This is a genomic window from Rhizobium aouanii (assembly GCF_037002925.1).
GTDB lineage: Bacteria > Pseudomonadota > Alphaproteobacteria > Rhizobiales > Rhizobiaceae > Rhizobium > Rhizobium aouanii.
Genome location: NZ_JBAMYD010000022.1, coordinates 21,744 through 34,893, shown reverse-complemented (window position 1 = coordinate 34,893; position 13,150 = coordinate 21,744). Strand labels below are relative to the sequence as shown.

At 57.5% G+C, this 13,150-nt stretch carries 13 protein-coding genes and 3 pseudogenes; 10 read left to right on the top strand and 6 right to left on the bottom strand.

What is annotated here, in order from left to right:
- Nucleotides 1-11 precede the first annotated feature (11 nt).
- Nucleotides 12-470: a hypothetical protein gene (locus V8P77_RS29985; RefSeq protein WP_335915808.1), complete on the bottom strand. Its 459-nt coding sequence runs from the start codon at nucleotides 468-470 to the stop codon at nucleotides 12-14.
- A gap of 672 nt (nucleotides 471-1,142) precedes the next feature.
- Nucleotides 1,143-1,319 carry a hypothetical protein gene (locus V8P77_RS29975; protein ID WP_335915807.1) on the bottom strand — a complete coding sequence of 59 codons (177 nt, stop codon included), beginning with the start codon at nucleotides 1,317-1,319 and terminating at the stop codon, nucleotides 1,143-1,145.
- Between V8P77_RS29975 and V8P77_RS29970 the strand changes: the two genes are divergently transcribed.
- The 3 genes from V8P77_RS29970 (at nucleotide 1,318) to V8P77_RS29960 (ending at nucleotide 3,957) form a co-directional block, all read left to right on the top strand.
- Nucleotides 1,318-1,638: a PepSY domain-containing protein gene (locus V8P77_RS29970; protein WP_335915805.1), complete on the top strand. Its 321-nt coding sequence runs from the start codon at nucleotides 1,318-1,320 to the stop codon at nucleotides 1,636-1,638. The genes V8P77_RS29975 and V8P77_RS29970 overlap by 2 nt on opposite strands.
- Before the next feature lie 35 nt (nucleotides 1,639-1,673).
- Nucleotides 1,674-2,288 (top strand): general stress protein, encoded by a 615-nt coding sequence (locus tag V8P77_RS29965; protein ID WP_335915803.1) that lies wholly within the window; start codon nucleotides 1,674-1,676, stop codon nucleotides 2,286-2,288.
- 346 nt (nucleotides 2,289-2,634) lie between these two features.
- Nucleotides 2,635-3,957, top strand: coding sequence for a DUF2254 domain-containing protein (locus tag V8P77_RS29960; RefSeq protein WP_335915802.1), 1,323 nt, complete (start codon nucleotides 2,635-2,637; stop codon nucleotides 3,955-3,957).
- 6 nt (nucleotides 3,958-3,963) lie between these two features.
- Here V8P77_RS29960 and V8P77_RS29955 read toward each other — a convergent pair.
- Nucleotides 3,964-4,245 (bottom strand): annotated as a pseudogene (locus V8P77_RS29955) (cation:proton antiporter domain-containing protein); the annotation flags it as partial.
- Nucleotides 4,246-4,806: 561 nt separating this feature from the next.
- On the opposite strand from V8P77_RS29955, the gene V8P77_RS29950 reads away from it, so the two are divergent.
- The 4 genes from V8P77_RS29950 to V8P77_RS29935 all read left to right on the top strand — a co-directional run bounded on the left by V8P77_RS29950 (nucleotide 4,807) and on the right by V8P77_RS29935 (nucleotide 8,966).
- Nucleotides 4,807-6,942 (top strand): putative bifunctional diguanylate cyclase/phosphodiesterase, encoded by a 2,136-nt coding sequence (locus V8P77_RS29950; protein ID WP_335915800.1) that lies wholly within the window; start codon nucleotides 4,807-4,809, stop codon nucleotides 6,940-6,942.
- A gap of 236 nt (nucleotides 6,943-7,178) precedes the next feature.
- Nucleotides 7,179-7,631, top strand: a complete 453-nt coding sequence (locus tag V8P77_RS29945; protein WP_335915799.1) for a DUF2383 domain-containing protein — start codon at nucleotides 7,179-7,181, stop codon at nucleotides 7,629-7,631.
- A gap of 156 nt (nucleotides 7,632-7,787) precedes the next feature.
- Nucleotides 7,788-8,384: an alpha/beta hydrolase gene (locus V8P77_RS29940; protein WP_335915798.1), complete on the top strand. Its 597-nt coding sequence runs from the start codon at nucleotides 7,788-7,790 to the stop codon at nucleotides 8,382-8,384.
- 321 nt (nucleotides 8,385-8,705) lie between these two features.
- Nucleotides 8,706-8,966 carry a DUF982 domain-containing protein gene (locus V8P77_RS29935; protein WP_316029759.1) on the top strand — a complete coding sequence of 87 codons (261 nt, stop codon included), beginning with the start codon at nucleotides 8,706-8,708 and terminating at the stop codon, nucleotides 8,964-8,966.
- 261 nt (nucleotides 8,967-9,227) lie between these two features.
- Here V8P77_RS29935 and V8P77_RS29930 read toward each other — a convergent pair.
- Nucleotides 9,228-9,632 (bottom strand): annotated as a pseudogene (locus V8P77_RS29930) (DUF4142 domain-containing protein); the annotation flags it as partial.
- A 156-nt stretch (nucleotides 9,633-9,788) separates the two neighbouring features.
- On the opposite strand from V8P77_RS29930, the gene V8P77_RS29925 reads away from it, so the two are divergent.
- From V8P77_RS29925 to V8P77_RS29915, 3 genes are all read left to right on the top strand, one after another.
- The gene (locus V8P77_RS29925; protein ID WP_316029761.1) at nucleotides 9,789-10,619 is read left to right on the top strand and encodes a Crp/Fnr family transcriptional regulator; all 831 of its coding nucleotides are present in this window, start codon (nucleotides 9,789-9,791) and stop codon (nucleotides 10,617-10,619) included.
- A 6-nt stretch (nucleotides 10,620-10,625) separates the two neighbouring features.
- Nucleotides 10,626-10,871 (top strand): DUF6894 family protein, encoded by a 246-nt coding sequence (locus tag V8P77_RS29920; protein ID WP_316029762.1) that lies wholly within the window; start codon nucleotides 10,626-10,628, stop codon nucleotides 10,869-10,871.
- A gap of 149 nt (nucleotides 10,872-11,020) precedes the next feature.
- A complete protein-coding gene (locus V8P77_RS29915; protein WP_335915796.1) occupies nucleotides 11,021-11,734 on the top strand; it encodes a Crp/Fnr family transcriptional regulator in 714 nt (237 codons plus the stop codon).
- Between the two features lie 207 nt (nucleotides 11,735-11,941).
- On the opposite strand, the gene V8P77_RS29910 is transcribed toward V8P77_RS29915, so the two are convergent.
- Both V8P77_RS29910 and V8P77_RS29905 read right to left on the bottom strand, forming a co-directional pair.
- Nucleotides 11,942-12,142 (bottom strand): hypothetical protein, encoded by a 201-nt coding sequence (locus tag V8P77_RS29910; RefSeq protein WP_316029764.1) that lies wholly within the window; start codon nucleotides 12,140-12,142, stop codon nucleotides 11,942-11,944.
- 48 nt (nucleotides 12,143-12,190) lie between these two features.
- A pseudogene (locus tag V8P77_RS29905) lies at nucleotides 12,191-12,933 on the bottom strand (SOS response-associated peptidase).
- Nucleotides 12,934-13,150 lie beyond the last annotated feature (217 nt).

The following is a 13,150-nucleotide window of genomic DNA, read 5'->3' as shown; positions in this document are numbered from 1 at the left end:
TGTCACGGTCTCTAAAAAGATGTGTGACGGACGGCCCGCCAGATAGCTGCCAACCTGTCGCTAGCCTGACTGAGGAGGTCAAAATCACCTCGCAGCGCCTTCAGCGCGAAGCGTTCCTGATTAATCTCGTCGGAGGTGCGGAAGCCAATCCGTCGAAGAATTGGCAAGGGCGGGCACCAGCCCTGCACCGCGTGCTGGAATAGGAACGCGGTAACGACGGCAGGCAACGCGAGCCAACGTCGGTCCACGCTGGAACCTAGCAAGACACCGGCGAAGGCGAGCGTGGACGCATTGGCCTCAAGGGTACGCTCAATATCCCATTCACGGTTCAGCTGCGCCAGACGCGCCGGAATTTCGTTCTTGTGGGTATCATAGTAGGCAAGGCGTTGCTCGGTTTCCTCGCGGATACGACGGTTTATTTCGTCGTCAGTATGGGCCGGGACGCGGTTCAGCGTGCTAGTGCTATTCATGATTCACTCCTTAGAAAACACCGGATGGACGGCAGGTCGTCAAAAAATGGTTGAACCCAAAAATGGCGTAGCTCCAGACGGGGCAAGGCCCAAGCCGAACAGAATTCCTGCTGAAGTGGGAAAGGTGCGGCGCGAAGCAACTGGTTCCAGCATGGATGTCTCCAATCGAGCATGACATTGTAGAACAACCGCGAGGTACGATAGTTCCTACGGATTTTGGAAGCGGACGCGGACAGCTTCTGGCCGCCGAGTTCGGGTGTCGGTATGTTCTTGGTTCTTTGGCGCGGGCATCAATCCGAATCTCATGTCGAAGCTTGTTCGGAGATTTCTGATGTGGACGCCAGCTACCCGTCACAGCATAGCCGAGAGCACCTACGTTACGAAACCGATTTGAGGCCCTGCACAGACGGGTCCACACGGGAGCGTATCATCCGCAACCGTCCCGCCGAACGTACATACCGAAGGCGGACGGGATACAGCGGTCGTTGGCGATTGCCGCTCTGGAAAACAAAATCGTCCAAGGAGCCACGGTCATGGTGCTGAACGCCATCTACGAAGGTGACTTCTGTGGTTTCTCCTACGGGTTTTGACCCGGAAGGGGACCGCACGATGCATGGGTGCAGAAGGTGAACTGGATAATCGACGCCGACATCCAAAACTTCTTCGGGGCAGTCAGCCAATCTTGGCTGGTTCGCCTCCTAGAGACCGGATCGTCGGAAAGACCTGGCGCGAGGCAAGGTCGATTCCATTGTAATTTCCGGCGGCGATGGCGTCGCCGAATGGAACTTTCCGCAAATTTTGGGGTTCTTTGCCACGGATCACTTCACAATCCCAGAAGGAGAACTCCATGACGAAATTTCTCGTCGGAATGGCGATCATAGCCATGACCGCGTCGTCCGTTTTCGCACAGACCCCAACGCCCACACCCAATTCTGACGGCGATACGCCGGCCGTGGCAACCCCTGAAGACAAGAACGCGACCGCACCAGTCGAGGGCGCGAATAGCTTTACCGAAGACCAGGCCAAAACGCGGATCGTCGAAGCCGGATATGGCGACGTCACCGATCTAAAGCTCGATGACAAAGGCGTCTGGCTGGCCAAGGCCACCAAGGATGGCAAGCCCGTCATGGTCTCGATGGACTATCAGGGCAACATCGTCGCCAAATAGAGCGCGCCGGCAAAACAACAACAAGGAGAAACACCATGACGCAGACTGTTACAGGACTTTTCGACCATTATTCCGATGCCGCCTCTGCTGTCGAGCAGCTCAAGGCTGCGGGCATTTCCGACAGCGACATCAGCATCGTCTCCAACAACGCGGACGGCCGTTACAAGGACAACGACAATGATGCTGCAGAAGGCGCGGGCACGGGCGCGGGCGTCGGCGCAGCCGTTGGTGGCGCTGGCGGTCTGTTGACAGGTCTCGGTATCATGGCGATCCCTGGCGTCGGCCCTGTCGTTGCTGCGGGATGGCTTGCCGCAACGGCAGCAGGCGCTCTCGCTGGTGCAGTCGTCGGCGGAGCAGCAGGGGGTTTGATCGGTGCCCTGACCGATTCCGGCGTTGATGAGCGCGATGCGCATGTCTATGCCGAAGGTGTGCGTCGGGGCGGAACGCTCGTGACAGCCAAGGTTGATGAAAGCCGTGCCGCCGACGCTGAAGCCATCCTCCAGCGCTCGAATTGGGTCGATCTACCGACCCGACGCTCTGCATACGAAGGCCAAGGTTGGACAGGTTTTGACGTTTCGTCCGACCCGTACACCCAGGCAGAGATAGATGCCGAGCGGGCTCGCTACGCGGGGCGCGCTTCGTCAGTTTGAGTAAAGGCCGGGCGGTCCAACGTGGCCGCCCGGCTGTGTTCCGGCGTGCAAAAATTGGATGCAGATGGGTGAATTTTGGACACGATTACGTAATTGCTGCCGGCATGTCCCAGTCTCCTCGAGGATCTTTCATAAGAAACCGACGATCATCGAATTCTGATAACGGGCACTCAACCGTCTCGACCTACATTCCGAGTTGCAGGGCAGCCTTGGGTATTCGCAACAACATCAGGTGCGCCTTAAAACCATTTTCCGAAAAGTGGCAGAATCGGACGGCGTTGAGGCGATGACCACCGATAGGTGATGGTGAACGGCGAACCTACAAAATGCAACGAGAGATACAATCGTGAAGGCGCGCCTCAAAAGAGCTGTCGATGTAGTAGGCGAGACCTTCTGGGTAGTTCCGGGCCTTATCACCTTGGCGGGGATCATTCTCGCGCTGATATTGGTTCGGGTTGATGGCAGCGGAATTCTACCGCACTGGCTTCTCGATAGCGCCTGGCTTTACAATGGCGGCAGCACAGGTGCTCGCACGCTTCTAGGCGCTGTCGCTTCCTCGACAATCGGGGTGGCTGGCACTGTCTTTTCAATCACGATAGCAGCCCTCTCGTTGGCGGCCGGGCAGATGGGGCCGCGACTGCTTCGGAATTTCACCAAGGATTGCGGCAATCAAATCACGTTGGGAGCATTTCTCGGGACGTTCTCGTATTCGCTCATGGTGCTGCGAACGGTCCGGTCCGAGGAGGAAGGCGCGTTCGTTCCTCATCTTTCTCTCACATTTGGCATCGTGCTGGCCTTCGTGTGTGTTGGGATGTTGGTGTACTTCGTTGGCCATATGGCTGGCCGCATCAACGTTGACACCGTTGTGGATTTGGTGAGCGAAGATGTCCGAAAGTCCATGGAGCGGCTCACGGTCAGGAAGCCACAGCCAGATCCACCGCCCCTGGGATTTTGGGTTTCGGCAAAGCAGGTTGACGACAGCCGCCGGGGCTACCTTCAGCAGCTTGATGCCTCGGGATTGGCGCAATGGGCCCTCGAGAAGAAGACCAGCGTTCTGATGCTGGTGCGCCCCGGCGACTATGTGTTTCCCGGCGCGCCAATAGCCTTCGTCAAACCCATGGTGGAAGACGCGGAAGAAGCCATCCGCAGTGCCACCGCGCTCGGCCCGCAACGCGGCAGTTCGGCCGACATCGAGTTCGCGGTCAGACAGTTGGTCGAGGTTGCCGTCCGTGCGCTATCGCCAGGCATCAACGATCCTTTGACTGCGATCAGCGTTATTGATCGTCTCGGCGCAGCACTCTGCGATCTCGTACCCTCGCATCTGTCGACAGGCGTTGTGTTTGACCAAGGGCGCCCGGTGGTCGTCATTCCGAGCGTGGACTACGATGGGCTGGTGGATGCAATGTTTCATATGATCCGGCAGAACGGATCGCGCAGTCCGGCAGTTTTGATCCGCATATTGGACGTGCTTACCGCGGTCGCTACGCTGGAGCGCGCTCCTTCGCGGGTGGTCACGCTTCAGCGTCATGCCGGCCTCGTTCTCGACGACGCTGGCCGAAACATCCAGTCGCCGGTCGACCTACATGATATCCGGACGCGCCATCGCGGCTTTGTTGCGATGAAAGAGCGCGGCCCGCTTGGTCATCTCGAAGCATTGGCGTCGGTGTAGGCGCCGCTATGGGGGAGCCTTCGCCGGTTTCTCTTCCCGCGGCAACACGGTCCGCTTCGCGACGAAGTCAAGCGTCGATCCCTGCATGATGATACTGAAGAGTACGACGGCATAGGTTGCCGCCAGAATGGAGGGTTTGGCGGGACTTTCTGGAACAGACAAAGCGAGCGCCACGGAGATGCCGCCGCGGATCCCGGCCCACGTCAAAAAGGGAACGTTGCGAGCGGCCATTAACTGCTGTGCCCAAGGGACAAGTGTCGGGAGCGCTACGGCAATGAATCGCGGCAATCACGATGTGTGTTTCGGCATGCAATTTTAAATTTGCACGCCGGAACACACTCTGGTGCTGAAATTCTCGCTCATCTCGCTTGCTCCAGTTGGAGGCAAAGTCATATCGGCCGCGGTGCCGGGCCGATCTGCTGCAGTTGTTGGCCGCTCTCGTAAGATCCGCGCACTTGGGCCGGTTCAGCCTAAACCTGTCCCGGCGTGAAGAAAGCCACATACGCCACCGCAATGATTGCCGCGACATGCGGACTACAACATCGATGATGTGTGGAAGTTCCGGCCGGTCGGCATGCTAGCCGGTTAGCTGATTGACGACTTCTTCGATCGTTTCTCTGACGGGATAATAGCTCGGCGAGGCGTCTTTCCCCAGCACGCTGACATAGACGTGGTGCCGTTGGTGAACGCCCTGACAGTGCCGATTCCGATGAAGGCCGGTGCAGGAGAGTACCGGTGCGGGAGCGCGATATTTGCCAGTCGCCTAGAAGATGCACCGCTACACTCGAGGTTAATCATACACGCCACTCGTCGCTTAAATTAAGTTGATCTCAATGGGAAGCTGGGAGAGTGCGTCACGAATTCCCCAGGCAAAGAAAAAAAATGATTTCCGTCGTTAACTGCATCACAACGCAACATAATATCTGGCTTGTGCTAGTCGCCGCTCTGGTCTGTGTTTCAGGAAGTTGGGCGGTACTTCGCCTATTTTCGCGCGGGCGGAGCGTCAACGGCGCCGAAGCCATCGGCTGGCAGTTTCTCGCTGCAACAGCCGCAGGCGCGTCAATCTGGTCGACGCATTTTATCGCCATTATTGCTTATCATGCCGGCACGCCTGTGACATTCGATCCGCTGCTGACCATCATCTCCTTGCTGATCGCTATGGCCGGCTCATTCTGCGGCCTGATGGTAGCCGGTACCATCCGCACCTCCTGGTCACCAGCTGTCGGCGGCGCCTTGGTCGGGCTGTCAATCGCCACGATGCATTACACTGGTATGCTGGCTTATGTTGCTCAGGGCACGGTTGAATGGGATATGAGGTTTCTCATCGTGTCCATCTTGCTCGCCGTAACTATCACATCCGCTGCGATACACGTCGCAAGTCATGACCATGGAACCGCCACCAAGACCATCTCGGTGGGATTGCTCACGTTGGCAATCGTCAGCCTGCATTTCACCGGCATGACAGCGTTCAAGCTCACGCCGATCTTCATTGACGACAGTTATTCCAATCCGGCGGCTATGCAGGCAATGGCGCTGGCGATTGCGCTCCTCAGCGTTATCATTATCGGTGCCGTCGCCGCGAGCTATCTCATCGACAATCAGAACCGCGTGCGGTCAATCAGCGAGCTGGAGCATATGGCGCTCAATGACGCATTAACTGGACTTGCCAATCGCGCGTCCTTCAATGATCGCCTTGATGCGCAAATTCGGCTTGCCAACTATGGCGGCCCAAAATTTGCACTGGCGGCGATCGACCTCGATCGTTTCAAGGAAATCAACGACATCAAGGGACACTCGGCTGGCGATGAGGCGCTAAAAATCCTCGCCCAGCGCATGCGTGACTCTAACGACGGCACCCTGTTTATCGCCCGCACAGGCGGCGACGAGTTCTCGATTATTGCGCCTGTCGATAATCGCAACCAACTGCGCGAGGTGCTCCTCCAGTTACGGGCCGAGATCATCAGACCGTTCGCGATTGACGGTTTTCAGGCCTCGGTCGGCGCGAGTTTTGGCGCCTGTATGTTTCCCGACGACGCGCAGGAAATTGAGACTTTGATCAGTAACACCGACTTGGCGCTCTATCGCGCCAAGACTGAGATCGCGGAAAAGATCTGCTTTTTTGATAAGCCTATGGACGATGCTGTTCGTGACAAACGCCAACTCGCCGTTGAACTTCGCCACGCGTTGGAGAACAATCAGCTCGAAGTCTATTATCAGGTTCAGACGCTGGTATCGGATAGTTCGGTCACGGGATATGAGGCGCTGCTACGCTGGCAACATCCGCAACGTGGTTTCATCCCACCGGTGGAATTCATTCCGCTCGCTGAGGAAAGCGGCCTAATCCTGCAACTCGGCGAATGGGTGCTTCGGACTGTCTGTAGCCAATGCTCGTCTTTGGGCACGAACATAAGGATCGCGGTCAACCTCTCACCGGTGCAGTTCCTCCACCCCGACCTACCGGGTCTGGTGGCCGGTATTCTCAGCGAGACCGGAATGAAAGCGGAAAATCTTGAACTCGAGCTCACGGAATCGGCCATCATCCAAGACAAGGATCGTACGCTCCTTCAGTTGCGGCAGATTCGTGAGCTTGGTGTGACGATCGCGCTCGACGACTTCGGGACGGGCTATTCCTCCCTCGATACGCTGCGAGCATTCCCGTTCGACAAGATCAAGCTCGACCGCAGCTTTATGGGCGAAATTGAGACCAGCAAGCCGGCGCGCGCAATCATCCGCGCTGTGCTGGCGCTTGGCCGCAGCCTCGAAATCCCTGTCCTCGCCGAAGGAATCGAAACACGCGACCAACTGGCCATCCTGCATGCCGAAGGCTGCGAATCTGCCCAGGGCTACCTTTTCGGCCGACCGGCGCCGTTTGCGAATATCCTCTCCGGACACAAAGATGCGCCGGAGGGAGCACTTCGGTCGGCCCTCAACGAAATGGATCGCGCAATGACGGCAGTGGCTCCATCGCTCGGCCGTCTTGGTTAAACCATCGGCATTCCCGGGCCAAACCTGATGGAGCTCGTCGTCTAACGCCTTCCTGCCATTGCAATCTGCCCCAGCGTCATGCGCTTTGGGCCATCAAAGCGCTCCTAGTCCATTTCCGCCAAGGGTGTGCCCCGGCGTCGATCAACGCTGCGGCTCGGTACGATACAAGACAAACGCGGAACATTGCTTTCGGACGCCCATTCCCAGTTCTTCAGTTCAGCGCGAAGGAGAACGTAATGGTCACCATGGTCGGTAACGAACCCAGCATCGAGAAGCTTGTGACGGACCTCATCTACCTGGAGCATGATGCGATCGCGGCATACGAGTCCTGCATTGAGCGCCTCGACAGCAAGGAGTTCAGCGCTCAGATCGCGACGTTCAGGGAAGATCACCTGCAGCACCTGCAGGTATTAAACGAAATGGCGCGTGAACTGGGCGTCGAGGCGCCGACCGGAGGTGACATGAAGCAGATGCTCACCACCGGCAAGATTGCCCTCGCCGACATCATGGGCGACGCCGCCATTCTGAGGGCAATGAAGACCAACGAGGACGACACGGTCAGTGCCTACGAGCGGGCATCGCGCCACGAGGACGCGATCCCGGCATCGAAAGCTTTCTTTATGAAGGCGCACCAGGACGAGGAGCGCCATCGCGCCTGGATGAGCACGACGGCCGATACACTATCTTGAAAGGACAGGTCGCAATTCTCATTTAAGGCCTACCCACCCAAATTTATGGCCGATGACGGCGACATGACCGTCGCAAGCTCACGGCCGCTCGGGTGACGTGGGCGCTCCCCCATGATGGGGTAGAGCGCCCTTTGTGCCTTCAACGACAGGATCTTTATGCGAAGCAATTCATCGCTCGTTATCTTCCTGCACAGGATCGGTGCATCAGGCGCGCAGCTCATGCCGCTCGCCGCCTCCTGGCGCTCGAGCCTGCCGAACACCCGCTTCGCTGCACCGGATGCCCCCTTACCACATCGCTATGGCCATCAGTGGTTTATCGCGGAGGGAAATCCGCTCGATCCGACCCGCATCCGAACGGCTCGCGAGGCATTCGACGGACTGATGAACGACGTCGTCCGCGCTGAGGGTTTCGCCGACGCCCACGCCAGGATCGCATTCGTCGGCCTTTCGCAGGGTGCGATCGTCGCGCTGGACGCGGTTGCGTCCGGACGATGGAGGATCGGTGCGCTGGTTTCCTTCGCCGGACTTCTTCCGCCGCAGCAGATATCCTCCGCGGGTAGGGACACCCCAGTGCTTCTGGTCCACGGCCAACATGACACGACGATCCCTGCGACCGCCTCGACGCTTGCCGCTGCCCAACTCGGAGCGGCTGGCTTCAAGGTCGAGCTGAATGTCGAACCAGGGGTCGGTCACACTATATCCTCTTCAGGGGCGCAGAAGGCGCTGGCGTTTCTGAAGCAGACGCTCGCGTAGCCTTGGTTGCCCGATCCATTTGAAGTGGACTCCGCATGACTTTCAGGAGGGCGTAGGGGCAAGGCTGCTACCCCGAAAGCTGATCGGAATCTCGCTGAGACTGTCGGAAGGCTTCATCTCGAACGAGTTGCATTTTGCCCCGACTAGGTCTTCCGCGCTTGGCTCCGCTGTCTGTGCGGACCTCGGGTATTGCGGTCTTTTCTTCGTCATTGCGCGTTGATGCCTGTCCGATTGCGCACAGACGCCGACAGAACGGGAACTGGGACGCAACAGGCAGGTTCGTCGGTTGGCATCGTAGGAAGTAAGGAAGGAGGCTCGTCAATGGAGACAGTCATCGAAGCTAACTTCGACATCAGATGGGGAGCCCCGGTGTTCATTCGCATCGGCAATGGTTTCTGCGAGCGTATCGACGGACCTAAGGCTGCACTGGTAGCTTTGATCCATCGTTGGCCATCGCAATCGCAACCGGAATACGCCGATGCGAAGTGCAGATGCGCAGACGCCATCATAAACCATCGAAGCGCTGAGTTCGCTCGCACGGCATTCATAGAGGCCGCTATCGCCGTCAAGGTACTCTCGTGAGCGTTCCTCCGATAGATGCCCCTCAACTAGCGATGATCCTGAGATCGCTGGCGCTCGTAAGCTCGATCGCAGCTGTGTTGACGGGCGTCCTTGGCGCGGCCGCTCGCCGATGGAATCAAACATATTGAGGTCGGCTGGACCTCTCAGCTTCTGACATGATCGCCATTCTGGTATTCGGATGATCATAGCAGCCGAACGGGCACTCCCGATCTTTGTTGGCGCCGAGAGCAATGAAAGCGAACAAGGGCTGAGCAACCGCTGCTAGTGCAGCTGCCCCGGCATAGCGGCATTTAGGCAGTGACGAATGATTACTGCCCCACCGACCTGGTGCGAGAAGGAAGATTTGGTGACGAGCAAGGGATTTATCGTTTCAGCTGGTTCGTCGCCGTTCCCTCTGGCGGCAGCCGCGGCTCCAGTCAGCATCGCGTTGAGTTCCTGCGCGCGTTGGAGATGCTCAAGCACCACAGGAAGGATAGCGTTTGCCAGCCATTGAATCTCGGCGTCCTCACCGAAAGAGATTTCCCCGAGCTCTTCTGGTGATCGCAATCTGCGCCTTGTGTAGGCTGCATCGAATGTTTGATCTGTGAGCTTATTCAGCCGGTCGCGAACAACCAGGTGTTCAGGATCAAGGTCAGCAGGAAGCGGCAACTCGCTGTGTCGGCGAGGCCTTTTAACTTTCTGCCAGCATCTGTGTGATCGCGAACCCTCATGTCGGCGAACTGCCTGACGGCCTTGGCTTTGTCAACTTCTGCAAGTCCGCCGGCCGAGAAAATCCGGGAACCCTGTCACCAGCAAGGCGTTTCAACCAAGGAGGACGAGGTTATGGCCAACTCGCTGACAATGAAACTCGAGCAGTTCATTCGCTTTGAGCAGTTGGATCGTCAGCGGCTTGATCGGCTCTTGAGCTTTCCGACAAAGACGTTCGCACGTGGTGACGTGATCATTGAAGAGGGCAAGGAGGTTCGCAACATCCATCTCCTGCTCACCGGCTTGGCGGCACGCGCCAAGGTGCTTGCCGACGGACGGCGGCAGATAATGGCGTTTCTCGTTCCCGGTGATCTCTGTGACGTCGAGGTTTTTGTCCTTCGGGCGATGGACCACAATATCGTCGCCATGACCGACACCACCTGCGTCCTGATCCCGGCGGAAGTGATAGAAGGTCTGCTGACGGAGTCGTCCAATATCACCAAAGCATTGTGGTGGGGGACCATGGTTGATTCCGGCATTCTGCGAGAGTGGATCATTGACCATGGGCGTCGGGGTGCCCGCGAGCAGATCGCGCACATGTTCTACGAAATGCTCATCCGTCACAGGATCGTCGGCGAAACGACAGACGACAGCTTTTCATTTCCAATCACACAAGATGATCTGGCCGACGCGACCGGGCTCACGCCTCCGCACGTCAACAAGACACTGCAGGAACTGCGCGCGGCTGGGCTGATCGAATTCAAGAACAAGGTCCTCACCGTCCTGGATGCCCAGCGACTGCGCAACGCAGCAAATTACGAGTCTGGCTACCTGCATCTCAATCGGACCGAGAAGGGCGATCATGAGGTGTCCGAACGTGCCGGCGACCTTGTCTCGGCCGCCAAGCAAAGCATGCTTGGCCGTGCGGTCCACAATGTGACCTCGGCCATCAAGCATTCCAGGTGAGTGCACATGAGGCGCTACTTCTTTCACATCAACGACGGCGCCGATTTCCTGGACCAGGTAGGAACTGAAGTCGCATCCGACGAACTTCTCCGCCCGATGGCGGTAAAAACCGCCGCCGGCATCATCGGCGAGGACGAAACACTTTGGAATGGGAATGTGCTGAAGGTCCGAGTTGTCAGCGAAACCGGCAAAGTCATCCTCACGGTCGAGCTGACCGCGGTCGTCACGGCTTCCGCAGGGCGTGCTTCTTGAGTCTCGGACGCGTTAGTCTATTGTCAAAAACGTACGAAAACTAAGGTAGATTATGGCACACTGCCTCCCGGTAGCCGATGATTTGGACATTGCCTGGCGCAACCGGCGTGCAGCACGAGTTCGGGCTCATCCCCGACGGAGCGCATCCAATGCCTCTCGATCAAGCCAAAATCCACAATCGGCTACTGAAGGCCCTTCCGGCGAACTGCTTTGCGGCACTGTCGGGGCAGCTTGAGCTGGTCGATCTGCCCCTGGGGCACGTACTTGTCGAGCCTGACGCTTTGACCGGTAGCGTCGTCTTCATCGAAAGAGGCCTTGGATCGATCGTCGCAAGTTCGTCCGATGGTAAGACCGTGGAGGTTGGCCATCTTGGCTTTGAAGGTATGAGCGGCGCCCACCTGCTGCTCAAAGCAAGGCGGACACCGAACAAGACATTCATGCAAACCCCGGGATCAGGACTGGCTCTTTCATCAGATCTCCTGGAGCGCTTTATTCTACAGCATCGGGAAGCTTCCGATCTTTTGCTTCGCTACGTCCATTCCTGTGCACTGCAGCTTGCGCATTCAGCCTTGGCAAATGCCAGGTACAACATGCCGGAGCGCCTAGCCCGTTGGCTGCTGATGTGCCACGACAGGATCAGGGTTCCTGACCTGCCTATCACCCACGAGTTCCTCTCTCTGATGCTGGGTGTGAGACGCTCGGGCGTGACCGACCAACTGCATATCATTGAGGGACTGGGCATCGTTAAGGCGACGCGGGGCAATCTTCGCATCCTGAGTCGAGCAAAGTTGGAAGACGCTGCCGGCGGCTGTTACGGAATTCCGGAGCGCGAGTATGATAGGCTGGTCGGACCCGTGCAATAACTCTGCTGATAAAAAGCGTTAGTGGCCAGTGGCGTTCCAAATTTCACTAAACTGCCTCATTTGGGCGGAAGCGCCTGCGCGCTAGGGAAAACAGCGCTGTTAGCAGGGTTCAAGGCCAAAGGCCTGGGGGGAGGGGGAGCTTCTACGAGATGACTGCAAGCCATTCAGCTGTCTGCTCAGTTCCATTGAGCTGTAGGGATGCGTCGGTCAGATCAGCAGCCGGATCAAGGCGCCCTCGTCCGTCACGCCATGCTGGAACGACTGAATAATCCGGCTGGCGAGCTCCTCGCGATCTGGGTCTGACTTGAGCTGCTTCACCGAGACTACGTGGTTGAATACCCTCTGACAGAGCGCCATCTCTGCATCGTTCAGCACGCTCTGCGTTTCACCGATCGGCAACGGGATCATGTTCAGCCCTCACTTTCCCCAGAAAACAAGGGTAGGGTGAAAGGTGGGCTATTCAAGCATCTGGTCGCCTGGTAGCGATCGAAGGCTGCCTATCCTAGGCGCTGACATTAACGGGCCGAATGGTCTCGGGCTTAGCGTTCTAGCTGAACTAACGCCCCGTGAAATTGGCCACATGGTCATTGATTGGGAATCGAAGGGTTTCAATAAATAGCGTGGATCTCGATCTGGAGAGAGCCAGTGCTTGTAATCATGGGCCGAATGACGACCGGCATTAAGATCGTGGATCGTCTCCATCATCTCGTTCGGGGCGCAGGTGACGACAGCGAAGCTGCGGATATTGATGCCGGCCGGGTGATGCCAACTTTCCCGAATGCCTGCGAGAGCGAAGAGTGATCTATCCTTCATAGCGATTGCATAAGGTTGCTTTGTAGTCTCCGACCGGTACTGCCATTCGAAGAAGCCACTAATCGGAATCAAACAGCGCCTCGATTGGTATGCTTCTTGAAATTCGTGGTTCGAAGCCACTCTTCGCAACGCGCATTGATGGGCGGGTGGCGGCGGCGTTGGTCCATCCGGGCTGGTGTGAGACCCCAACGAGCGATGGCAAAGATAGGTCTGGGCCGTTCTCGCGGTCGTACGACGTCCTGAATGATGAAGTGGAAAACCTGAGCTGGGCCACCGTTGTATCGCGGAAGGCGGTCGCCTAGATCGTACATGTCACCTCGCCCAGCGAAGGTGAACTTTCCTGCCATCTCGTTAAATGATTGATTGATGTAGACGCGACGGCACATACAGGCCCCCCTGATGCATTCCCCGTTCCGATATGTGCTGCTAGGTGACCACGTCATGCGGGGGTAATCCAACACGATCTCTCGTTCCAAAGGAGATCGTCGACCGCCCCTTACGCGAGCAGAGACATCGGCATTCGTCATACTTCGGTCGCGCAAGAAAAGGGCCGCTCAGGAGGCAGTCGAGCGTCGTTTGATACCGTAACATACTTGCTATTAC